This window comes from Citrobacter sp. MNAZ 1397 (genome assembly GCF_023613995.1).
GTDB classification, from domain to species: Bacteria; Pseudomonadota; Gammaproteobacteria; order Enterobacterales; family Enterobacteriaceae; genus Phytobacter; species Phytobacter ursingii.
The window spans coordinates 47,057-70,725 of the sequence record NZ_JAKIVH010000009.1; the positions used below are offsets into that span (position 1 = coordinate 47,057).

The following is a 23,669-nucleotide window of genomic DNA, read 5'->3' on the forward strand; positions in this document are numbered from 1 at the left end:
CAGGCCGGGTAACCCGGCCTGATTCAGATTACGGTGCCGGGTAGGTATAGACCTGATGCACCGCTTCAATTTCTGCCAGCACCTCTTCGCTGAGGGTCAGATGCAGACTTTCCACATTCGTTTTCAGCTGTTCTAAGGTCGTTGCGCCCAGCAGGGTGCTGGCAACGAACGGCTGACGACGCACAAAGGCCAGCGCCATCTGCGCCGGGTCCAGATTGTGGCGTTTAGCGATATCCACGTAGGCGGCAACCGCTTTTTGCGCCTGTTCGCCGCTGTAGCGGGTAAAACGGCTGAACAGCGTATTGCGCGCACCGGCAGGTTTCGCCCCGTTCATGTACTTACCGGTTAAGGTGCCGAACGCCAGGCAGGAGTAGGCCAGCAGCTCAACCCCTTCATATTGCGTCACCTCAGCCAGACCGACTTCGTAGCTACGATTGAGCAGGCTGTAGGGGTTCTGAATAGTGACGATACGCGGTAATTCATGTTTTTCCGCCAGTTGCAGATAGCGCATCACGCCAAAGGCCGTTTCATTCGAGACGCCGATATAGCGGATTTTACCCGCACGCTGAAACTCAGTTAGCGCCTCCAGCGTTTCCAGCAGCGTGACGACAGGGGAGGATTCCGTCCATTTATAGCCCAGCGTACCAAAACAGTTGGTTGGGCGCTGTGGCCAGTGCACCTGGTAAAGATCAAGATGATCGGTTTGCAGGCGCTTGAGGCTGGCTTCAAGCGCGAGGCGGATATTTTTCCGATCCAGCGCCTGGTTTGGTCGAATACCGCTGTCATTATTGCGCGAGGGGCCGCTGACCTTCGAGGCCAGGACGAGTTTCTCACGATTGCCGCGCTTCGCCAGCCAGTTACCGACGTAGGTCTCGGTCAGTCCTTGCGTTTCTGGGCGCGGGGGGACGGGATACATTTCTGCGACATCAATCAGGTTGATCCCCTGGCTGATGGCGTAATCAAGCTGTGCATGGGCGTCGGCTTCGCTGTTCTGTTCACCAAACGTCATTGTGCCCAGCCCCAGGGTGCTTATTTCAAGTGAACTGTGGGGGATACGGTGATAATGCATAGCCGGCTTCCTTTACTTACTGTACTGCGTCAGTTGTCCTGACAAAGGAATATAAACATGGCAGAGGGCAGAACAAAGGGAAAGAGGGGAGGCCAAAAAAGGTCAGCAGGTCACTGACCTTTTTAAAGATTGTTAGCGCTCGAGGATCTGGGAAACGTCATCACGATTGATCTGCATTTTATTGCCTTGCTGGTCGTGATAACTGACCAGGCCGGTTTCATCGTCAATTTCTGGCTTGCCGTCAGTCAGGATCATCCTGCCATCTTTCGTTGCCATGACGTAATCACTACTGCAACCTGAAACCGCAAATGCCAATCCAACTGCAGAGATAATCACTGCCCATTTTTTCATCGTTCTGTCCTCATTTGGCCCGTGTCTCACATCATTCTAGTAATAACGTGATGTACCGGGAGAAAAAAGGGAGAAAATCTTAAAGTGTGGCGGCGGACGGAAAGGGAGGGGAAGAACGGCTTCCCCTTACGGGGAAGCGTTGTATTACAGGGGGTTTTTCTTGCCGCGCATTAAGTTGAGAGTCTCCACTGCGATAGAGAAAAACATCGCAAAGTAGATATACCCTTTCGGTACATGAATCGAGACGCTTTCCAGAATCAGGGTGAATCCCACCAGAATCAGGAAGGAGAGCGCCAGCATTTTGACCGAGGGGTGACGGTTTACAAACTCGCCGATAGGGCGTGCGGCAAACATCATTACGCCCACTGAAATCACTACCGCCGCCATCATAATAAACAGATGATCGGACAGGCCAACCGCGGTAATGACGGAATCGAGACTGAAAATAATGTCCAGCAGCATAATCTGTACGATTGCGCCAAAGAAGGAGTGGACATTGGTTTTCAGATCCTCTTCACCACCTTCGATCGTCTCGTGAATTTCTTTACTCGCCTTCCATATAAGGAACACACCACCACAAAACAGGATCAGATCGCGCGCAGATACCGCATGTTCGAATGCGGTAAAGAGCGGCGTGGTCAGTTTTGTTACCCAGGCGATTGAGGCCAGCAGCAGTAATCGCATCACCATCGCGGCAGCCAGACCGAGCCTTCTGGCGTGGTTACGCTGTGCGGTGGGCAACTTCGCTACCACCAGTGAGAGGAAAATAATGTTGTCGATTCCAAGCACAATTTCCAACAGCGTTAGCGTGCCAAGGGCAAGCCAGGCGTTGGGATCGGTAATCCATGCAAATAACATCTATAAAGTCCTGCCAAAAAAGAAAGGCTGATTATAAGCGCCAGCCGCGCGGAGGTAAAAATTAATCCCCGGGCACCAGGAAATGTCTGGCGAGCAAGGCTCCGGTGAAGTTCTTTTTCAGATAGAAACCGCGCGGCAGCGTCAGAATAGGCTCGCCATGCGTGCCGACGGCCTCAGTCAACGCTTTGCTGTTTGCCGCTTTCGGACGCAACTGCAATACCTCACCGTGCCGCGCTGTAATACGCTCAACCTGGCCCAGTACAATCAGATCCATTAACTCCTCCCAGTCCATACGCAACTGGTTCTCTTCCTCTTCATTTGGGCTCCACAGCAGCGGTGAGCCCACGCGTCGTTCGGCAAGGGGAATGTCGCGCGAACCTTCTATGGGAATCCATAACACACGGCGCAATTTATGACGTACATGGCTGGTTTCCCAGACCACCCCTGTATTACCCGTTAGCGGGGCGACGCAGACAAAAGTCGTTTCCAGCGGGCGACCCGCGCTGTCGATGGGGATCGTTTTTAGCTCTACGCCCAGCGCCGCGAAATCCTGCTCCGGTTTACTGCCGGCGCTGGCACCGAGCCACTGTTCCAGCAGGATCCCCGTCCAGCCTTTATCGCGTTTGAGATCGCGGGGAATGGGCAGCCCGGCAAGCAGAGCGAGCTCGCCCAGGGTATAGCCTGCGAGCGATTGTGCCTGGGTAAGCAACTGGATTTCGGACTCGGGAGACGATGTTAAAGGTTGTATGGCGGACATGCTAAAGCCTTGATTAAAAAATGAACTGCAATTATGCACACTATCGATGACTGCGATTTTTTTCCACCCGTCCTGATGAATGCACTGATTCTTAAGATAATTTTCCGTAAAAAAGGCGGCGTTGCGCAACACAATACGCGGTTGTTCAAATCTGGTCACTGACAATAAACAGGATCTTACACCATGTTATCCACAGAAAAATGGGATAACTGGGTAAAAGTGGCACTACTGTTTCGATTTACAGCCTTGACGTGCGACGAAAATCGAATTTCTGCACAAAATGTGCCTAACTTATTGGCATAATCTGTGGATAAAAACGACGTTGTTCGATCTTTCATCAGTACAAGGATCGCTATAGTGACGATCATCACATTATGGGATGTAAACAGAGAAATAAACATCTTAACTAAATGAATTTAAGATATTTATTCATTGAGCTGATTGCTAGTATATTCAGACTACTCCGGGTTTTCCAATGTTAAATCTCCGGTTCTTCACAAGTCTATCCACAGAAAAGGTGAATAAAACCCGACATGCGAGGGGATGTCTGTTTATAACTTTGCCGATAATTGTGAGTTATTCAAATGTTATCCGTTTGTTCCGTCGCAATTGAGTGGTTTACCGTTTTCCACGAGTGTGAAACAATCGATTAATTCAGGTTTATTTTGAGGTAGTCCGGTGATTGATGACGATGGCTACCGCCCAAATGTGGGTATCGTAATCTGTAATCGACAGGGCCAGGTCATGTGGGCCAGACGCTTCGGGCAGCACTCCTGGCAGTTTCCCCAGGGGGGAATCAACCCAGGCGAGTCTCCGGAGCAGGCGATGTACAGGGAACTGTTCGAAGAAGTAGGCTTAAATCGTAAAGATGTTCGAATCCTTGCTTCTACCCGTAACTGGTTGCGTTACAAGTTACCGAAACGTTTGGTGCGTTGGGATACAAAGCCGGTCTGTATCGGCCAGAAACAAAAATGGTTTCTTCTGCAATTGGTCAGCAGTGATGCTGATGTCAATATGCAAACCAGTAGTACCCCCGAGTTTGATGGCTGGCGCTGGGTGAGCTACTGGTATCCTGTTCGTCAGGTAGTGTCGTTCAAACGCGACGTCTATCGACGGGTGATGAAAGAGTTTGCAGGGGCCGTGATGGCGCTTCAGGAGATTCCGCCTAAGCCGCAAAGCGCACCTGCCTGGCGACGTAAAAGAGGTTAAGCCACGCACATTATGCTCACCCGCTTGCGAGAAATCGTTGAAAAAGTTGCCAGCGCGCCGCGACTGAACGAAGCGCTGGAAATACTGGTCACAGATATTTGCGAGGCGATGGAGACGGAAGTTTGCTCCGTCTACCTCGCAGACCATGACCGGCGTTGTTATTACTTAATGGCGACTCGCGGTTTAAAAAAGCCGCGCGGGCGTACGGTCACTCTCGCATTTGATCAAGGTATCGTCGGCCTGGTAGGCAGGCTGGCGGAACCTATTAACCTTGCTGATGCGCAAAAACACCCCAGTTTTAAATACATCCCTGCCGTAAAAGAAGAGCGTTTCCGCGCTTTCCTTGGTGTGCCGATTATTCAGCGTCGTCAGCTTCTTGGTGTTCTGGTTGTTCAGCAACGCGAACTGCGCCAGTACGATGAAAGTGAAGAGTCCTTTCTGGTAACGCTGGCCACCCAAATGGCGGCTATTCTCTCCCAGTCGCAATTAACCGCGTTGTTTGGTCAGTATCGCCAGACGCGTATTCGCGCGCTCCCGGCATCATCCGGCGTGGCGATCGCCGAAGGCTGGATGGATGAAACCCTGCCGTTGATGGAACAGGTCTATGAAGCCTCGACCCTTAACACAACCCTCGAACGTGAAAGGCTGACCAGCGCGCTGGAAGCGGCGGCCGGAGAGTTTCGCCGTTACAGCAAGCGCTTTTCTGCGGGGGCGCAAAAAGAGACGGCGGCGATTTTTGATCTTTACTCACACCTGCTTTCGGATGCGCGTCTGCGCCGTGAGCTGTTTGCCGAGGTGGATAAAGGTCTGGTCGCTGAATGGGCAGTCAAAACGGTCATTGAGCGTTTCGCCGAGCAGTTTGCGGCATTGAGTGACGGTTATCTGAAAGAGCGCTCTGGCGATTTGCGCACGCTCGGCCAGCGTTTACTGTTTCATCTGGATGATAATATTCAGGGTCCCAATACCTGGCCGGAACGCTTTATTCTTGTTGCCGATGAATTATCTGCGACGACGCTGGCTGAGCTGCCGCATGACAGGCTCGCGGGCGTCGTGGTGCGCGATGGTGCATCCAACTCCCATGCGGCGATCATGGTACGTGCGCTCGGGATCCCAACGGTCATGGGGGCGGATATTCAGCCTTCAGTGCTGCATCGTCGCACGCTGGTGGTGGACGGCTATCGTGGTGAGGTGCTGGTTGATCCTGAGCCGGTATTGTTGCAGGAATACCAGCGGCTTATCACCGAAGAGAATGAATTAACCCGCCTTGCGGAAGATGATGTGAACCTCGCCGCGCAGCTTAAAAGCGGCGAGCGCATTAGGGTGATGCTCAATGCGGGGCTAAGTCCAGAGCATGAAGAGAAGCTCGGCAGCCGAATCGACGGCATCGGGCTTTATCGCACCGAAATTCCCTTTATGCTGCAAAGTGGTTTCCCGTCGGAGGAAGAGCAGGTCGCGCAATATCAGGGCATGCTGCAATTGTTTAACGATAAATCCGTGACCCTGCGTACGCTGGATATCGGCGCGGATAAACAGTTGCCATATATGCCGATAAGCGAAGAGAACCCATGCCTGGGCTGGCGTGGCATCCGTATTACGCTCGATCAGCCAGAAATCTTCCTGGTGCAGGTGCGCGCAATGCTGCGTGCAAATGCTGCCACCGGTAATCTCAGCATCCTGTTGCCAATGATCACCAGTATTGATGAGGTGGATGAAGCAAAACGGCTGATTGAACGTGCCGGGCGTGAAGTCGAAGAGATGATTGGTTACGCCATACCGAAACCGCGTATTGGCGTGATGATTGAAGTGCCATCAATGGTGTTTATGATCTCGCATCTGGCTAATCGGGTCGATTTTATCTCTATTGGCACCAACGACCTTACCCAGTACATTCTGGCGGTAGATCGTAACAATACGCGCGTGGCCAGTATGTATGACAGCCTTCATCCTGCCGTGTTGCGCGCGCTGGCGATGATTGCCAGAGAAGCTGAGCGGGCGGGCATCGATCTGCGGTTGTGCGGTGAAATGGCGGGAGATCCCATGTGTGTGGCGGTGCTTATTGGCCTTGGCTTTAGCCATCTGTCAATGAATGGTAAATCGGTGGCGCGTATTAAATATCTACTGCGGCGTATTGATTTCGCCGAGGCGCAAACGCTGGCAAACCGTACACTTGATGCGCAACTGGCTACCGAAGTAAGGCATCAGGTCGCTGCTTTTATGGAGCGTCGTGGCCTGGGTGGCCTGATTCGCGGTGGGTTATAGACACAAGCTCCCGGGAGCATAGATGACTCTGTGACCGGGGCGCGCTGGAGAGGCCAACGCACCTGCGGCGCAAAGGATGACGGGTATACATATCTTTTACAACTTCGCCGCATCAAGCCTGCCCGCACTATGCTATTATTCGCGCCTTTGGAGCGCCCGCCAGAACGGGCGCGCATCTATACCGCTGTCCACTTTCGGCGGAATAACAACTTGTTGTGGTGACAGATGAATAGTGGCTATCTGCGTTTTCCTGAATTTGATCCGGTAATTTTTTCAATTGGGCCGGTTTCCCTCCACTGGTACGGGTTGATGTACCTCGTCGGGTTTGTGTTTGCTATGTGGCTCGCAACCCGTCGTGCCGGCCGTCCCGGCAGTGGCTGGACGAAAAATGAAGTTGAAAATCTGCTCTACGCAGGGTTTCTTGGGGTGTTCCTGGGCGGGCGTATTGGCTACGTTCTGTTTTACAACTTTCCGATCTTCCTCAATGACCCGCTGTATCTGTTCCGCGTCTGGGACGGCGGCATGTCTTTCCACGGTGGCTTGATCGGCGTTATTGTCGTGATGATCGTCTTTGCCAAACGTACTAAACGTAACTTCTTCCAGGTTGCTGATTTTATTGCGCCGCTGATTCCTTTTGGCCTTGGGGCCGGGCGTCTGGGCAACTTTATTAACGGCGAGTTGTGGGGTCGTGTCGATCCGAGCTTCCCGCTGGCAATGCTTTTCCCGGGTTCGCGCGCGGAAGACGCCGCATTGCTGCCGTCTCATCCGCAGTGGCAATCCATTTTTGATACCTACGGCGTGCTGCCGCGTCATCCTTCCCAACTGTATGAACTGGTGCTGGAAGGTATCGTGTTATTCATTATTCTGAATCTCTATATCCGTAAACCTCGTCCGATGGGAGCGGTGTCCGGCCTGTTCCTGATTGGCTATGGTGCGTTCCGTATCATCGTTGAGTTCTTCCGTCAGCCTGATGCACAGTTTACCGGTACGTGGGTGCAATACATCAGCATGGGGCAGATCCTCTCCATCCCGATGATTGTTGCGGGTATTATCATGATGGTTTGGGCGTATCGTCGTCGTGCGCCGCAACACGTTTCCTGAGGAACCATGAAACAGTATTTAGAACTGATGCAAAAGGTGCTCAATGAGGGCACCCCGAAAAACGATCGTACAGGGACAGGCACGCTCTCTATTTTTGGCCATCAGATGCGCTTTAATCTGCAGGACGGTTTTCCGCTGGTGACCACCAAGCGTTGCCATCTGCGCTCAATTATTCATGAGCTGCTGTGGTTCCTGCAGGGCGACACCAACATCGCATACCTGAAAGAGAATAATGTCTCTATCTGGGATGAATGGGCCGATGAGCAGGGCAACCTCGGGCCGGTTTATGGCAAACAGTGGCGTGCCTGGCCAACGCCGGATGGCCGTCATATTGACCAGATCTCGACCGTAGTGAACCAGCTGAAAACGGATCCGGACTCGCGCCGTATCATCGTGTCAGCCTGGAACGTGGGCGAACTGGATAAAATGGCTCTGGCGCCGTGCCATGCTTTTTTCCAGTTCTATGTCGCGGACGGCAAGCTCTCCTGCCAGCTCTACCAGCGCTCGTGCGATATCTTCCTTGGCCTGCCTTTCAATATCGCCAGCTACGCATTACTGGTGCATATGATGGCGCAACAGTGTGATCTGGCGCCGGGGGATTTTGTCTGGACCGGTGGCGATACCCATCTGTACAGCAACCATCTGGAGCAAACGCGCCTGCAACTGAGCCGCGAACCGCGCGCACTGCCAACGCTAAAAATCAAACGTAAGCCCGCATCGCTGTTTGATTATTGCTTCGATGATTTTGAAATCGAAGGTTACGATCCGCATCCGGCGATTAAAGCCCCGGTCGCTATCTGACCTGCAGCATCGCATAACCGGCGCCACAGAGCGCCGGTTTTTTTATCCTCATACGCATTCTTCGGCATATCTTCCATAGCGCTTGTAACCCGCTGCAACTCCGCCTGTTTGTTCCGTGACGTCTCGTAAAACGGCCACCTTCCGCTCGCCATGACTGCTGCGTCGCGCCAGACTGCCGTCATGAAAAACGAACATGGATTTACCCTGATTGAGACGATGGTTGCGGTGGCTCTGATTGTGATTCTGAGCGGCATCGGGCTTACCGGCTGGCGTAACTGGCAGGCCCAGCAGCGCTTATGGCAAACCGCGCTGCAGGTCAGGCATTTCCTGGAGATGCTGCGTGATGATGCCAACTGGCATAACCAGGAGCGGCTGATTCTGGCATCCCGTTCTGGAGATGTCTGGTGCCTGCATACCCAGGGGCTACAAACAGGATGCTCTGTCGATTCCCCGTATCTTATGCGCCCGGTGTGGCCCGAGGTTAACCTCGTGGAAATTACACCTTCATTAGGTTTTTATGGTCTGCGTAATACGGCATGGGGAGGGCATATCCGGGTCGGAAGCAGCGCAGGTGAGTGGCGAATCGTGGTGTCTGGCTGGGGGAGGATACGGATGTGTCAGTATATGGCGGATGAGTCATGTTAGCCCGACAGCAGGGGTTTTCCTTGCTTGAAACCTTACTGGCGATGGCGATAGGGAGCGTCATCCTGCTGGCGGCGGCACGCTTTCTTCCTGCGTTACAGTTTGCCGTGTTGCAACAGACCCTTCATCAGACGCTTGAGGATGAGCTCTGGCAGCGCCTGTATACGATTGCCAGACACATTCAGCGTGCCGGGTATTGCAATGGTGAATGTGCAGGACAACCCCTGTCGATCGGGCGTGATGGGAGTTGCGTGGTGGTGCAATGGGATGCTAACAGCAATGGACGATGGGAGACATCGCCTGCCAGTGATGCCGACCAGACGGGGTTTCGTCTGCAAAATGGCGTACTGGAAACCCTGCGCGGCGCGACGTCCTGCGAGGGAAAAGGCTGGGACAAAATGACGGATCCCAATACAGTGAATATCTCCCATTTTTCTCTTACCCGGCAGCAAACCACGGGTTTTGTCCCGGTTTTTATCATAAGTCTGGCGGGGCAAATTAAAGGCCGGGAAACACAGAACGTTTCTGCTGCCTTTAGTGTGAGTGGTTTTAACTTATGAACCGTCAGCGAGGGATCTCGTCACTGGCGCTGGTGCTGCTTATTCTGATACTCGGTAGCCTGATGCTTAATGGGCTAAGCCAGCAATTGAATACGCATATTCGCCGGGTGAGCACCGAGAGCGAACACCTTCGCCAGTATGCGCAAGTGCAGTCGGCGATGATGTGGGCGCAAAGGCTCACATGGCTCAGGGAACCCGCGTTGCAATGTCTGCGACACCCCAGTGAGCCCTGGCAGGCATGCCTGCGCGTGCTCAGCGACCAGACTGTGTTATTAACCGTCGGAAGTGGCAAACAACGTTTATGGCGAGGCGGACGCATTGCGCGTAACAATGTCGTGTTTTCCGCGCACGGCTGGAGTGATTTTTGCCCACATAAGGAAACGGAGCTGTGTCAGATCCCACAAAACAACGCGGATTGAGCCTGCCGGAAGTGCTGCTGGCTATGGTTTTACTGGTGATGGTGGTCACGGCGCTGGGAGGCTATCATCGTGCGCTCGCCGCCGGTTTTCACACATGGAGTCAGTACCGGCTTTTGTGGCGCCACGCCTGGCAACAGGCACAAATGTATCCGCCGCCGCTGCCAGCAGGGTGGCAGGTACAGAAGGAGCAGACAAGCGACCGGGGATGTGTCAGCATCAGGGTAATTATCATTTCGCCAGTGGGCAGAAAAGGGCAAATGACGCGAACATTTTGCCCGAACAGCCTGTAGTCAGGAGCACATATGCTAAGGGTTTATCACTCCAATCATTTGGATGTGCTGGAAGCATTGATGGAGTTTATCGTTGAGCGCGATCACCTCAGCGATCCTTTTGAACCCGAAGTGGTGCTGGTTCAGAGCACGGGTATGGCGCAATGGCTACAAATGACGCTGGCGCAAAAGTTTGGCATTGCCGCCAATATCGACTTTCCGCTTCCTGCCAGTTTTATCTGGGATATGTTTGTGCGTGTCCTCCCGGACATCCCAAAAGAGAGCGCATTTACGAAACAGAGCATGAGCTGGAAATTGATGTCGCTGCTGCCGGCTATGCTGGAGCAGGACGAATTTGCCATGCTGCGCCATTACCTCAGTGATGACGACGATAAGCGCAAGCTGTTCCAGCTTTCCTCCCGTATTGCGGATCTTTTTGACCAATACCTCGTCTATCGTCCGGAGTGGCTTACCCTATGGGAAGCCGGGGAAAAAGTGGATGGCCTTGATGAAGCGCAAATCTGGCAGGCGCCTCTATGGCGTCGTCTGGTGGAGTATACGGCCGAGCTTGGCCAGCCGCACTGGCATCGTGCCAATCTTTATCAGCGCTTTATCAATGTGCTTGAGTCAGCTGAGCAGTGCCCGCCAGGGTTACCGTCTCGCGTATTTATCTGTGGCATTTCCGCGCTGCCGCCCGTCTATCTGCAGGCGTTACAGGCGCTGGGTAAGCATATCGACGTACACCTTCTCTTTACCAACCCTTGTCGCTACTACTGGGGCGATATTAAAGATCCCGCTTTTTTAGCCAAACTGCTGACACGCCAGCGTCGACATCATCGCGATGAGCGAACGCTCCCTCTTTTTCGTGATGCGAGCGCTGTACAAGGCTTATTTAACAGCGATGGCGAGCAAAATTTACCAAACCCACTGCTTGCCTCGTGGGGCAAACTGGGGCGCGATTATGTGCACCTGCTTGCCGGTTTGGAGAATTACCAGGACCTGGACGCGTTTGTCGATGTTACGCCGGGGCATATTCTGCAGAACCTGCAATACGACATGCTGGAATTGCAAAATAGCGCTGTCGCAGGAGTGAACGCAGAAGAGTATGAGCGAAGCGATAAAAAGCGTCTGCTGGAGCCGGACGATCGTAGCGTGACGGTACATATCTGCCATAGCCCACAGCGGGAGGTAGAAGTATTACATGACAATTTACTGGCGATACTGGAAGCCGATCCGTCACTGACGCCGCGCGATATTGTGGTGATGGTGGCGGATATCGACAGCTACAGTCCATATATCCAGTCCGTTTTTGGTAGTGCTGTCGGTGAGCGTTACATTCCTTACGCCATTTCTGACCGCCGTGCACGTCAGGCGCATCCGGCGTTGCAGGCATTTATTAGTTTGTTGTCATTACCTGATAGCCGCTTTGTTTCGGAAGATGTACTGGCTCTGCTGGATGTCCCCGTGCTGGCAGCGCGTTTCAATATTGATGAAGAGGGGTTGCGTTACCTGCGCCAGTGGGTCAATGAATCGGGCATTCGCTGGGGTATGGATGACGATAATGTCCGCGAACTGGAACTCCCGGCGACCGGACAACATACGTGGCAATTTGGTCTAACCCGCATGCTGCTGGGATATGCTATGGAAAGTCGTCAGGGGGAATGGCAATCCATTCTGCCCTATGATGAATCCAGCGGGCTGATTGCCGAGCTGGTTGGTCATCTCGCCTCCTTGCTCATGCAGCTTAATACCTGGCGGCAGGGACTGGCGCAGGCGCGACCACTTGAAGAGTGGCTTCCGGTCTGCCGGGAGATGCTCAATGACTTTTTCCTGCCCGATCAGGACACCGAGGCCGCGCTGGCGCTTATCGAGCAGCAATGGCAGGCGATCATTGCGCAAGGGATTGATGCGGCGTATGGCGAAGAGATTCCGCTTTCCGTCCTGCGCGATGAGCTGGCGCTGCGTCTCGATCAGGAGCGTATCAGCCAGCGCTTCCTGGCCGGGCCGGTAAATATCTGTACCCTGATGCCAATGCGTTCCATCCCATTTAAGGTGGTATGCCTGCTGGGAATGAATGACGGTATCTACCCGCGAACCCTTGCGCCGCTTGGGTTTGACCTGATGAGCCATCAGTCCCAGCGCGGCGACCGCAGCCGCCGTGATGATGACCGTTACTTGTTCCTTGAAGCGTTGATATCCGCGCAGGAAAAACTCTATATCAGCTATATCGGTCGCTCGATTCAGGACAACAGCGAACGTTTCCCGTCGGTACTGGTGCAAGAACTGCTTGATTACATTGGTCAAAGCCACCGTCTGCCGGGTGATGAAGCGCTAAATTGCGATGAGAGTGAAAAGCGCGTTAAAGCGCATATCTGTTATTTACACCCCCGTATGCCGTTTGATGCTGCCAATTTCCGACCCGGCGAATGGCAAAGCTTTGCCAGTGACTGGTTGCCCGCGGCAAGCCAGCAGGGCACGGCCCACCCGGAATTTATTCAGCAACTTTCCCCTCTTGCGCTGGAATCGCTCACGCTTGAGCAACTCTTGCGTTTCTGGGCGCACCCGGTACGCGCTTTTTTCCAGATGCGTCTGAGGGTTAATTTCCGGCCGGAAGAGAGTGATATTCCCGATGCCGAACCTTTCATTCTTGAGGGATTAAGTCGCTATCAGCTCAACCAGGAATTGCTCAATACGCTGGTGGAGCAACAGGATGTTGAGAAGCTTTTCCGTCACTATCGCGCCGCAGGAGCATTGCCCTATGGCGCGTTTGGCGAGATTATCTGGGAAGCCCAACAGCTTGAAATGCAGGAGCTGGCAGACCGGGTTATCGCACAGCGCCAACCTGGTCAAAGCATGGAGGTCGATCTGGCGTGTGCGGGGGTGCATTTGAGCGGATGGCTTGCGCATGTGCAGCCTGATGGCCTGCTACGCTGGCGACCATCAAAACTCAGCGTCACCCAGGGTTTGCAACTTTGGCTGGAGCACCTTGTCTACTGTGCTAGCGGCGGCATTGGGGAAAGTCGGTTATTCGTCCGCAATGGTGGCGAATGGCGTTTCCCTGCGATGACGCCGGACGACGCATTGCAACATCTGGCGCTCATGATTGAAGGCTATCGCGAAGGGATGGCAAAACCTCTGCTGCTGCTGCCAGAAAGTGGCGGTGCATGGATAAAAGCCTGTTACGACGCGGCAAATGATGCCATGTTATCGGATGAGACAACGTTGCAAAAAGCGCAAAGTAAATTCCTGCAAGCGTATGAGGGCGGTATGTTTTCTACCGGCGAAGGTGAAGATATCTGGTATCAGAGGCTGTGGAGAACCCTTACACCTGAGCATTACCTGCAGATAACGACGCTGTCTCAGCGTTATTTGTTACCGCTGTATCGATTTAATCAGTCCAAATGACTGTATAAAAATTGCGCAAATAAGAACCATCCTTTATTATGCGCGACGGGTCACGGACTGATATACCAAGAGTTCGGCATGCTGCCGACGCACGTTTTGCCCTGAAAATTTCAGCATGGCTGGAAAGCGACGGGATTGTTAATGATGAGGTTCGTGAATGCCCCGCAGCACCTGGTTAAAAGCTTTCGTTGTGTTCTTTGCCCTCTGGGCATCATACAGTCAGGCAGACAATGGTTGGCAGCCGGTACAGGAAACTATCCGTAAGAGCGATAAAGATACCCGCCAGTATCAGGCGATTCGTCTCGACAACGGCATGGTGGTACTGCTGGTTTCTGATTCCCAGGCGGTGAAATCTCTTTCTGCACTCGTTGTCCCGGTGGGTTCCCTTGAAGACCCGGCCGCACATCCTGGCCTGGCTCATTATCTTGAGCATATGTCCCTGATGGGGTCGAAAAAATACCCGCAGCCGGACAGCCTCTCCGAATTTCTGAAAATGCACGGTGGTAGCCATAACGCGAGCACCGCCCCCTATCGCACCGCATTTTATCTGGAAGTGGAAAACAATGCGCTGGAAGGGGCCGTTGATCGACTGGCCGATGCGATAGCCGCACCGTTGCTTGATAAAAAATATGCCGATCGCGAGCGTAATGCTGTCAATGCAGAGCTAACCATGGCGCGTACGCGTGACGGCATGCGTATGGCGCAGGTGAGCGCGGAGACCATCAACCCGGCGCATCCTGGCGCACGCTTTTCCGGGGGCAATCTCGAAACGCTGAGCGATAAACCAGGCAGTCCGGTGCTCGAAGCGCTGCTCGCGTTTCACGAAAAATACTATTCTGCCAATCTGATGAAAGCGGTGATTTACAGTAATCGCCCTTTGCCGGAGCTGGCGAAAATTGCGGTTGAGACCTTTGGTCGGGTGCCGAATAAAAACATTGAACGTCCTGCCATCAATGTTCCGGTCGTCACCGATGCGCAAAAGGGCATCATTATTCACTACGTTCCGGCAGTGCCACGTAAGGTACTGCGTGTGGAATTTCGTATCGATAACAACACCGCGCAATTCCGTAGCAAAACGGATGAGCTGATCACCTATCTTATCGGCAACCGCAGTCCCGGAACGCTCTCTGACTGGCTGCAAAAACAGGGTCTGGCAGAAGGCATTCGTGCGGATTCTGACCCGGTCGTGAACGGCAATAGCGGTGTACTGGCTATCTCCGCCACCCTGACGGATAAAGGGCAGGCTAACCGCGATACGGTGGTGGCGGCCATTTTCAGCTATCTCACTATGCTGCGCGATAAAGGTGTGGATAAGCGTTATTTCGACGAACTGGCGCACATTCTGGATCTCGATTTCCGCTACCCGTCGATCACTCGTGATATGGGGTACGTTGAATGGCTGGCGGACACCATGATCCGCGTGCCGGTTGCCCACACGCTCGATTCGGTAAACATTGCCGATCGGTACGATGCCAAAGCCGTGCAGGCGCGTCTGGATGAAATGACACCGCAAAATGCCCGTATCTGGTATATCAGCCCTGACGAACCGCATGACAAAACGGCGTACTTTGTCGAAGCGCCCTATCAGGTGAACAAAATCACCCCGGAGCTGTTTACGCTCTGGCAGCAGAAGTCGGCGGATATCGCGCTGAAAACGCCTGAACTTAACCCGTATATTCCGGATGACTTTACGCTGATCAAACCGGCGAAAGAGTACACCCATCCGGAGCTGATCGTTGACGAGTCAAACCTGCGCGTAGTCTATATGCCGAGCCGCTACTTCGCGAACGAACCGAAAGCGGATGTTAGCGTTGTGCTGCGTAATCCAAAAGCGATGGATAGCGCGAAAAATCAGGTGCTGTTCGCCCTGAACGACTATCTGGCGGGGATCGCGCTGGACCAGTTAAGTAATCAGGCGGCAGCAGGCGGCATTAGTTTCTCGACGAATGCCAATAATGGCCTGATGCTCAACGCCAATGGTTATACCCAGCGTTTACCACAGTTGTTCCAGGCGTTACTGGCGGGATATTTCAGCTATACGCCGACTGCAGAGCAACTTGAACAGGCGAAATCCTGGTATGCGCAGATGATGGACTCCGCAGATAAAGGTAAAGCCTTTGATCAGGCTATCATGCCAGTACAGATGCTCTCTCAGGTACCTTATTTCCAGCGAGAAGACCGTCGTGCGCTACTGCCGTCAATTACGCTTGATGACATCCTTACTTATCGTGATGCACTGAAAACCAATGCGCGTCCTGAATTTCTGGTGGTGGGGAACCTTACCGAACAGCAGACCAAAGATCTGGCGCACGGCGTTCAGGATCAACTGGGAGCGAAAGGCAGCGAATGGTGTCGCAACAAAGACGTGCTGATCGACAAACCGCAGTCAGTGATGTTCGAAAAAGCGGGCAACAGTACTGATTCCGCCCTGGCCGCCGTGTTTGTTCCGTCTGGTTTCGATGAATTCACCAGTTCGGCTTACACTGCAATGCTTGGGCAGATCATTCAGCCGTGGTTTTATAACCAATTGCGTACCGAAGAGCAGCTTGGTTATGCGGTGTTCGCCTTCCCGATGAGCATTGGCCGTCAGTGGGGGATGGGCTTCTTATTACAGAGCAACGGCAAGCAGCCTGCCTGGCTGTGGGAGCGTTATAAGGCCTTCTTCCCCACTGCGGAAGCGAAGCTGCGTGCCATGAAGCCGGAAGAATTTGCGCAAATCCAACAAGGAGTTATTGCGCAAATCCAACAGGCACCGCAGACGCTGGGCGAAGAAGCCTCAAAACTCAGTAAAGATTTTGATCGGGGCAATATGCGCTTCGATTCACGTGATAAAGTAGTGGCTCAGATAAAACTGCTGACGCCGCAGAAACTTGCCGATTTCTTCCATCAGGCGGTGGTTGAGCCGCAGGGCATGGCGGTATTGTCACAGATTTCCGGAAGCCAAAGTGGGAAGGCGGAATATGCGCAGCCCGAAGGGTGGAAAGTCTGGGACAGCGTCAGCGCGTTGCAGCAATCCTTACCCTTGATGAGCGAGAAAAATGAGTGAAACCGCTGAGTCCCTTGATCCACTTCGCTTGCCGCTAACCGGCGAGCGACTGATTGAAGCCTCTGCGGGCACCGGTAAGACCTTCACCATCGCCGCACTTTACCTGCGGCTGTTGCTTGGTTTAGGCGGTAATGCCGCCTTTCCACGCCTTCTCAACGTCGAAGAGCTGTTGGTGGTGACCTTTACCGAGGCCGCCACCGAAGAGCTTCGCGGACGTATTCGCAGCAATATCCATGAACTTCGCATCGCCTGTTTGCGCGAGACAACCGACAACCCGTTGTATGCCAGCCTGTTGCATGAGATCACCGATAAGCAACAGGCCGCACAGTGGCTGATGCTTGCTGAACGGCAGATGGATGAAGCGGCTATTTTTACTATCCACGGCTTTTGCCAGCGCATGCTTAGCCTCAATGCCTTTGAATCCGGCATGCTGTTTGAACAGCAACTGATCGAAGATGAATCACTGCTGCGCTACCAGGCCTGTGCTGACTTCTGGCGTCGCCACTGTTACCCCTTGCCGCGTGATCTGGCACAGGTGGTTCATGAGTCGTGGAAAGGCCCCCATGATTTGCTCAAAGCCATCGATCGTTATTTGCAGGGTGAAGCGCCGCAAATCAAAGCCGCACCGCCAGCAGATGAAACGCTGGCGAGTCGCCATCAGAAAATCATTGCCCGGATCGATAGTGTCAAACAGCAATGGCTTGCGTCCGTGGACGAGTTGGGGCCGCTAATTGAAGGCTCCGGGATCATGCGGCAAAAATTCAATCGCACCAACCAGGCCCGCTGGATGGAAAAGATCAGCGCCTGGGCCGCTGAAACCACCTGCAGTTATCAGTTACCGGAAGCGCTGGAAAAGTTTGCTCAATCGTTCCTGCGTGAGCGAACCAAAGAGGGCGGCGTGGTACCGGAGCATGCCGTCTTCGACGCGATTGAAACCCTGTTGAATGCACCGCTGACGCTCAATGATTTGATGTTAACCAGCGCGATGCGTGAAATCCGTGAAGCGGTGGCCAGAGAAAAACGTCGCCGTGGCGAACTCGGTTTCGATGACATGTTGAGTCGCCTGGACAGTGCCCTGCAAAGTGCGAATGGCGAGGCGCTGGCAACGGCGATCCGCACTCGTTTCCCGGTCGCCATGATTGATGAATTTCAGGATACCGATCCTCAGCAGTACCGTATTTTCCGTCGTATCTGGCACCGCCAGCCGGAAAGCGGGTTGCTGCTGATTGGCGATCCGAAACAGGCTATTTACGCTTTCCGTGGCGCCGATATTTTTACCTACATGAAAGCGCGCGATGAAGTGAACGCCCGTTATACGCTCGATACCAACTGGCGTTCCGCCCCGGGAATGGTGGAGAGTGTTAATCAGCTTTTTAGCCAGACTGAAAACGCCTTTATGTTTCGGCAAATACCTTTTCAGCCAGTGAAGTCAGCGACGAAAAACCAGTCGTTGCGTTTTACGATAAAAGGTGAAAATCAGCCTGCGATGGCGATGTGGCTGATGAAAAGCGAGGGCGTTGGGGTTGGAGATTATCAGACCTTTATGGCCGAGCTATGCGCGGCGCAAATCCGTGACTGGTTGATCGCCGGGCAACAGGGGGAGGCGTTGCTGTATGAGGGTAAAACGGCTCGCCCTGTGAAAGCCTCTGACATTACTGTGCTGATCCGTAGCCGCCATGAAGCGTCACTGATTCGCGACGCGTTGGGTCTGCTTAATATCCCCTCGGTTTATCTTTCTAACCGTGACAGCGTGTTTGATACGCCGGAGGCCCAGGAGCTTCTCTGGCTATTACAGGCGGTGCTTACGCCGGAACGTGAAAATACGTTACGCAGCGCGCTGGCGACCTCCATGCTGGGTTTGAGTGCGCTGGATATCGAAACGCTTAACCAGGACGAAGTCGCCTGGGATGCAATAGTGGAAGAGTTTGCCGGCTGGCGGGAGATGTGGCTTAAACGCGGCGTGATGCCAATGCTGCGTGCATTAATGAATGCACGCCACGTGGCGGAAAATCTACTGGCGACACCGGGTGGCGAACGCCGCCTGACGGACATTTTGCATCTGAGCGAATTACTGCAGGAGGCGGGCACGCAGGTAGAAAGTGAGCATGCGCTGGTGCGTTGGTTGGCACAGCATATCGCCGAACCGGACGCGAATGCGTCAAGTGAGCAGTTGCGCCTGGAAAGTGACAAACATCTGGTAAAAATTGTCACTATTCACAAATCGAAAGGGCTGGAGTATCCGCTGGTCTGGTTGCCCTTTATTGCCAATTTTCGCGTTCAGGATCAGGCGTTTTACCACGACCGCACCTCGTTTGCGCCCGTGCTGGACCTCAGCAAGGCTGAGGAGAGTATTGAGCTGGCGGAGACGGAGCGCCTGGCGGAAGATCTGCGTCTGCTTTACGTGGCGCTGACGCGTTCGGTCTGGCATTGCAGTCTGGGGATCGCCCCTATTTTTCGTCGTCGCGGCGAAAAAACGGGTGACAGCGATTTCCATCTCAACGCATTGGGGCGCCTTATCCAGCAGGGGCAGCCTCGCGATGCGCAGGGGCTTCGGGCCTGCATTGAGGCGCTGTGTGATGAGAATATCGCTCTTTTGATGCCTGATGCGCCGGACAACGTTCGCTGGCAGGCGCCGCAAGATATCGTGCAGGTGTTAACGGCCCGCCAGATGACACGAACCGTGCGTGATGACTGGCGCGTGACCAGTTACTCAGGGCTGCAACAGCGCGGGCATGGCATTGCGCAGGATTTATTGCCGCGCCTGGACCTTGATGCCGCCGGGGAGCGAGACCTGCTGGCCGAGCCGATGCTCACGCCGCATCAGTTCCCACGCGGCGCATCGCCGGGGACATTCTTACATAGCCTGTTTGAAGATCTGGATTTCACCCAGCCGATTGCCCCTGACTGGGTGGCAGAGAAACTCCAGCGCGGCGGTTTTGAAGAGCACTGGCAGCCGGTTATCAGCGAATGGATCGACACGATCCTTCACGTTCCCCTTGCCGATACGGGGGCATCGTTGCATCAGTTAACGGCAAAGGAAAAGCAGGTAGAGATGGAGTTCTATATCCCGATTGCACAAAATTTGCGTGCCGGGGCGCTTGATGCGTTGATTCGCCGCTACGATCCGTTGTCTGCTGAATGTCCGCCGCTGGATTTCCGCGAGGTGCGCGGCATGCTGAAAGGGTTTATTGATCTGGTGTTTCGCCATGAAGGGCGTTACTACCTGCTGGATTACAAATCTAACTGGCTGGGAGAATCCGCCGAGGCTTATACCCATGAGGCGATGGCTGCCGCTATGCAATCTCACCGTTACGATTTGCAGTATCAACTTTATACACTCGCCCTTCATCGTTACCTGCGCCACCGCATTGCCGATTACGATTATGAGCGCCATTTTGGTGGCGTTATTTACCTGTTCCTGCGTGGTGTCGAGCCCGGTAATCCGCAGCAGGGGATTTTTACCACCCGGCCTGACGCGGCACTGATAAGCCAGATGGATGCCCTGTTTGCCGGGGAAACACTGGAGGTGGCGCAATGAAACTGCGTACGTTATTGCAGCAGGCCGCAGCGCTAAAAATATTACGCCCTCTGGATGTGCAGTTCGCCCTGACCGTGGCCAGCGATGATGAACCTGCGGTGATGCTGGCGGCGGCGATGCTGAGCTTTGACGCCGGAGAAGGGCATGTCTGCTTACCGCTTTCCCGTTTAGCGCCGGAAAACCTGCCTGCCAGAGCGCATCCGTTACTGGCCTCTCTTTATGAAGAGGTTGGTCATCCTGCGGACTGGCGAAAGACGTTACTGGCCTCGCCTGCCGTTAGTGAGGGGGAGGCGGCAACGCCGATGATCCTCGTGGGTGAGCGGCTCTACCTCAATCGTATGTGGTGCAATGAATGCAGTATTGCCGCCTTTTTTGCTAAGGTTAATCACCCCCTGGCGGTAGATGAAAACCGCTTGCGGCAGGCGCTGGATAACCTGTTTCAGCCTTCGGATGATATCAATTGGCAGAAGGTGGCGGCGGCGGTTGCACTGACTCGCCGCGTGTCGGTGATTTCTGGTGGGCCGGGTACCGGGAAAACCACGACGGTGGCGAAGCTGCTTGCCGCGCTGGTGCAAATGGCCGATGGTTCACGCTGTCGCATTTGTCTTGCCGCACCAACAGGGAAGGCAGCCGCTCGTCTGACGGAATCATTAGGTGCAGCGCTTCGTCAGTTGCCGTTGACTGACAAACAAAAGGCGACGCTGCCTGACGAAGCCAGTACCCTGCATCGTCTTCTGGGCGCGCTACCCGGTAGCCAGCGCCTGCGTTATCACGCGGGCAATCCGTTGCATCTGGATGTGCTGGTGGTGGATGAAGCCTCCATGATTGACCTGCCGATGATGTCACGGCTGATTGATGCACTACCGCAACATGCGCGGGTCATTTTCCTCGGAGACCGCGACCAGTTAGCCTCAGTGGAGGCTGGGGCGGTACTCGGAGATATTTGCGCCTGGGTCAATAAAGGGTTTACTCCAGAGCGCGCTGCACAGTTGTCGCGCATAACAGGAACGACCGTACCCGCTGGAGAAGGCGCTTCGGCCAGTGCGCTACGTGACAGCCTGTGCTTGCTGCAAAAAAGCTATCGCTTTGGCAGCGATTCGGGCATCGGGCAACTGGCGGCGGCGGTTAATCGTGGCGATAAAGCGGCGGCAAGCGCGGTGCTGGGCCAGGGCTTTAGCGATATCGAAAATAAACACCTGCAAAGTACAGAAGATTATCAGAGCATGATTGATGATGCGCTGGCAGGCTATGGACGTTTTCTCGGGCTGGTTCGCGATGGCGCGCAGCCGCAAGAGGTCCTCACCGCTTTTGGTGAATATCAGTTGCTGTGTGCGTTGCGTGAAGGGCCATTTGGCGTAAGTGGGCTAAACGATCGTATCGAGCAGGCACTGGTCCGGCAGCGGCGGATTTCACGCCCTGCACATGCGCGCTGGTATCACGGCAGGCCGGTCATGATCACGCGTAATGACGCATCGCTGGGGCTGTTTAATGGCGATATTGGTATTGCGCTCGATCAGGGGCAGAGCATCCGTGTCTGGTTCCCGTTACCTGACGGCAGCCTGAAATCCGTACAGCCCAGCCGCTTACCGGAGCATGACACCGCCTGGGCGATGACGGTACATAAATCGCAGGGATCGGAGTTTGATCATGCGGCCCTGATTTTGCCGGGCCAGATTGTGCCAGTGGTGACAAGAGAACTGGTCTATACCGCGATTACCCGTGCGAAAAAGCGGCTCTCGCTGTATGCCGATGAACGTATTCTGGCGCAGGCCATTGCCACGCGTACCGAACGGCGAAGCGGACTGAATGCCATTTTTGAAACGATGTAGAACATAGCCCTCACCCGGCGGTAAGGGCTATCGGTCAACCTACCCCAAATCTGCCATCAGCACTTTTGACCGTCGCTGATAGTTGTACATCTCTTTTTTACTTTCCGGCAGGGAGTCGATATCCACCGGGGTAAAGCCGCGCTCCTGGAACCAGTGGATACTGCGGGTGGTGAGGACAAACAGTTTGCTCAAACCCATTTGTTTCGCCTGGGCTGCAATGCGCTCAAGCAATACTTCGCCGCGTGATGAACTGCGGTAGTCCGGATGGACCGCGACGCAGGCCATTTCGCCGATTTTTTCTTCCAGGAACGGATAGAGCGCCGCGCAGGCGATAGTCAGGTTATCGCGCTGAATGATGGTGAATTTATCGATCTCCATCTCCAGCTGCTCGCGTGAACGACGTACCAGAATACCTTGCTGCTCCAGGGGGCGAATCAGTTCGAGAATGCCGCCGATATCATTAATGGTGGCACGGCGGATCTGTTCCGCACTCTCCATCACAATCTGCGTACCGATACCGTCACGGGAAAACAGCTCCTGCAATAAGGCGCCATCTTCCTGATAACTGATCAGATGGCTGCGACGTACGCCACTTCGACAGGCTTTCATTGCGCCGCGCAGGAAACGCACTGTACCGGAGTGATAATCGCCTTGCTCTTCCAGCGATTCGACCCGGGACTGGGCTTCGTTCGGGAACATCTCGGAGACAATCTGCCCATCTTCGTTGTAGACGCCCTGTGATGAACAAAAGCCGATCATCTTTTCCGCTTTCAGTTTGATGGCCAGTTGTGTCGCAATCTCTTCTGAGGTGAGGTTGAAGCTTTCGCCCGTGACTGACACCGCAACGGGGCCGAGCAACACGATAGCGCCGCTGTCTAACTGACGGTGAATGGCTTCTTCATCGATACGACGGATACGCCCGCTATGGCAATAATCCACGCCATCATCCACGCCCAGTGGTTGGGCGATAATGAAGTTGCCGCTGACGACGTTAATGTGCGCGCCCTGCAATGGCGTATTGTTCAGACTCATAGAGAGGCGTGCGGTAATGTCCAGTTGCAGCAAGCCAGCGGCCTGTTTTACCAGTTCAAGCGTTTTGGCATCTGTCACGCGGGTGTGTTTGTGATACACCGGTTCGTGGTTATGCGCGGCAAGATTTGCATCAATCTGCGGACGTGCGCCATACACCACCACCAGGCGAATGCCCAGGCTGTGAAGTAAGCCTATGTCGCTGACAATGCTGGAAAAGTTTTCATGTTCAATGGCTTCGCCACCCAGCATGATGACAAACGTTTTTCCCCGATGGGTATTTATATAGGGAACAGAATGGCGAAATCCCTGTACCAGTTCGGTTCTGCGTTCCTTTACCACGGTCAACCCTCACTGCATGATTATTCGTAAATTGTGTATTTTTATTCTTTTATGGCGCCGGGTGCAAGCCATAAATTAGCCTTGGACAAAGAATAATTCCTGCGTGCTCTTGCATGGATTGTGTATGTTTACCCTTTTATAGATGACAGTTTATGCGTCATTCGTTAAAGTTTTCGGTCAAATCT

At 53.9% G+C, this 23,669-nt stretch carries 17 protein-coding genes and 1 pseudogene; 12 read left to right on the forward strand and 6 right to left on the reverse strand.

Annotated elements, in window-relative coordinates; translation table 11 throughout:
* Positions 1–28: 28 nt before the first annotated feature.
* From L2097_RS24180 to L2097_RS24200, 5 genes and pseudogenes are all read right to left on the reverse strand, one after another.
* On the reverse strand, positions 29–1,069 hold the full coding sequence (locus tag L2097_RS24180) for an NADP(H)-dependent aldo-keto reductase (protein WP_250353823.1): 1,041 nt from the start codon (positions 1,067–1,069) through the stop codon (positions 29–31).
* 132 nt (positions 1,070–1,201) lie between these two features.
* Positions 1,202–1,420 carry a lipoprotein YgdR gene (gene ygdR / locus L2097_RS24185; RefSeq protein ID WP_039077112.1) on the reverse strand — a complete coding sequence of 73 codons (219 nt, stop codon included), beginning with the start codon at positions 1,418–1,420 and terminating at the stop codon, positions 1,202–1,204.
* Positions 1,421–1,564: 144 nt separating this feature from the next.
* A complete protein-coding gene (locus L2097_RS24190; protein ID WP_047369032.1) occupies positions 1,565–2,278 on the reverse strand; it encodes a TerC family protein in 714 nt (237 codons plus the stop codon).
* 61 nt (positions 2,279–2,339) lie between these two features.
* Positions 2,340–3,035 (reverse strand): DNA mismatch repair endonuclease MutH, encoded by a 696-nt coding sequence (gene mutH, locus L2097_RS24195; RefSeq protein ID WP_047373176.1) that lies wholly within the window; start codon positions 3,033–3,035, stop codon positions 2,340–2,342.
* Between the two features lie 151 nt (positions 3,036–3,186).
* Positions 3,187–3,261, reverse strand: a pseudogene (locus L2097_RS24200) (hypothetical protein); the annotation flags it as partial.
* Positions 3,262–3,713: 452 nt separating this feature from the next.
* Between L2097_RS24200 and rppH the strand changes: the two are divergent.
* The 12 genes from rppH (at position 3,714) to recD (ending at position 22,113) form a co-directional block, all read left to right on the forward strand.
* The gene (rppH, locus tag L2097_RS24205) at positions 3,714–4,244 is read left to right on the forward strand and encodes an RNA pyrophosphohydrolase (protein ID WP_047369033.1); all 531 of its coding nucleotides are present in this window, start codon (positions 3,714–3,716) and stop codon (positions 4,242–4,244) included.
* Positions 4,245–4,256: 12 nt separating this feature from the next.
* Positions 4,257–6,503 (forward strand): phosphoenolpyruvate--protein phosphotransferase, encoded by a 2,247-nt coding sequence (gene ptsP / locus L2097_RS24210; protein WP_047369034.1) that lies wholly within the window; start codon positions 4,257–4,259, stop codon positions 6,501–6,503.
* Between the two features lie 225 nt (positions 6,504–6,728).
* Entirely contained in the window at positions 6,729–7,604 is an 876-nt protein-coding gene (lgt, locus tag L2097_RS24215) for a prolipoprotein diacylglyceryl transferase (protein ID WP_039077108.1), read from the forward strand.
* Between the two features lie 6 nt (positions 7,605–7,610).
* Positions 7,611–8,405 (forward strand): thymidylate synthase, encoded by a 795-nt coding sequence (thyA, locus tag L2097_RS24220; RefSeq protein WP_250353824.1) that lies wholly within the window; start codon positions 7,611–7,613, stop codon positions 8,403–8,405.
* Between the two features lie 180 nt (positions 8,406–8,585).
* Positions 8,586–9,050 carry a prepilin peptidase-dependent protein gene (locus L2097_RS24225; protein ID WP_047369036.1) on the forward strand — a complete coding sequence of 155 codons (465 nt, stop codon included), beginning with the start codon at positions 8,586–8,588 and terminating at the stop codon, positions 9,048–9,050.
* Positions 9,044–9,607, forward strand: coding sequence for a prepilin peptidase-dependent protein (locus tag L2097_RS24230; protein ID WP_250353825.1), 564 nt, complete (start codon positions 9,044–9,046; stop codon positions 9,605–9,607). Before L2097_RS24225 ends, L2097_RS24230 begins: the two co-directional genes overlap by 7 nt.
* Positions 9,604–10,026 (forward strand): DUF2509 family protein, encoded by a 423-nt coding sequence (locus tag L2097_RS24235; RefSeq protein WP_047369037.1) that lies wholly within the window; start codon positions 9,604–9,606, stop codon positions 10,024–10,026. Before L2097_RS24230 ends, L2097_RS24235 begins: the two co-directional genes overlap by 4 nt.
* On the forward strand, positions 9,996–10,316 hold the full coding sequence (locus tag L2097_RS24240) for a prepilin-type N-terminal cleavage/methylation domain-containing protein (RefSeq protein ID WP_071845826.1): 321 nt from the start codon (positions 9,996–9,998) through the stop codon (positions 10,314–10,316). The genes L2097_RS24235 and L2097_RS24240 overlap by 31 nt, the downstream gene beginning before the upstream one ends.
* A gap of 12 nt (positions 10,317–10,328) precedes the next feature.
* Positions 10,329–13,700, forward strand: a complete 3,372-nt coding sequence (recC, locus tag L2097_RS24245) for an exodeoxyribonuclease V subunit gamma (RefSeq protein ID WP_250353826.1) — start codon at positions 10,329–10,331, stop codon at positions 13,698–13,700.
* A gap of 157 nt (positions 13,701–13,857) precedes the next feature.
* Positions 13,858–16,746: a pitrilysin gene (gene ptrA / locus L2097_RS24250; protein ID WP_047369039.1), complete on the forward strand. Its 2,889-nt coding sequence runs from the start codon at positions 13,858–13,860 to the stop codon at positions 16,744–16,746.
* A complete protein-coding gene (gene recB, locus L2097_RS24255; RefSeq protein WP_250353827.1) occupies positions 16,739–20,284 on the forward strand; it encodes an exodeoxyribonuclease V subunit beta in 3,546 nt (1,181 codons plus the stop codon). Before ptrA ends, recB begins: the two co-directional genes overlap by 8 nt.
* Complete coding sequence (recD, locus tag L2097_RS24260) at positions 20,281–22,113, forward strand: exodeoxyribonuclease V subunit alpha (RefSeq protein ID WP_250353828.1); 1,833 nt, start codon at positions 20,281–20,283, stop codon at positions 22,111–22,113. The genes recB and recD overlap by 4 nt, the downstream gene beginning before the upstream one ends.
* 39 nt (positions 22,114–22,152) lie before the next feature.
* Here recD and argA read toward each other — a convergent pair whose 3' ends face one another.
* On the reverse strand, positions 22,153–23,484 hold the full coding sequence (gene argA / locus L2097_RS24265; RefSeq protein ID WP_047373178.1) for an amino-acid N-acetyltransferase: 1,332 nt from the start codon (positions 23,482–23,484) through the stop codon (positions 22,153–22,155).
* Positions 23,485–23,669 lie beyond the last annotated feature (185 nt).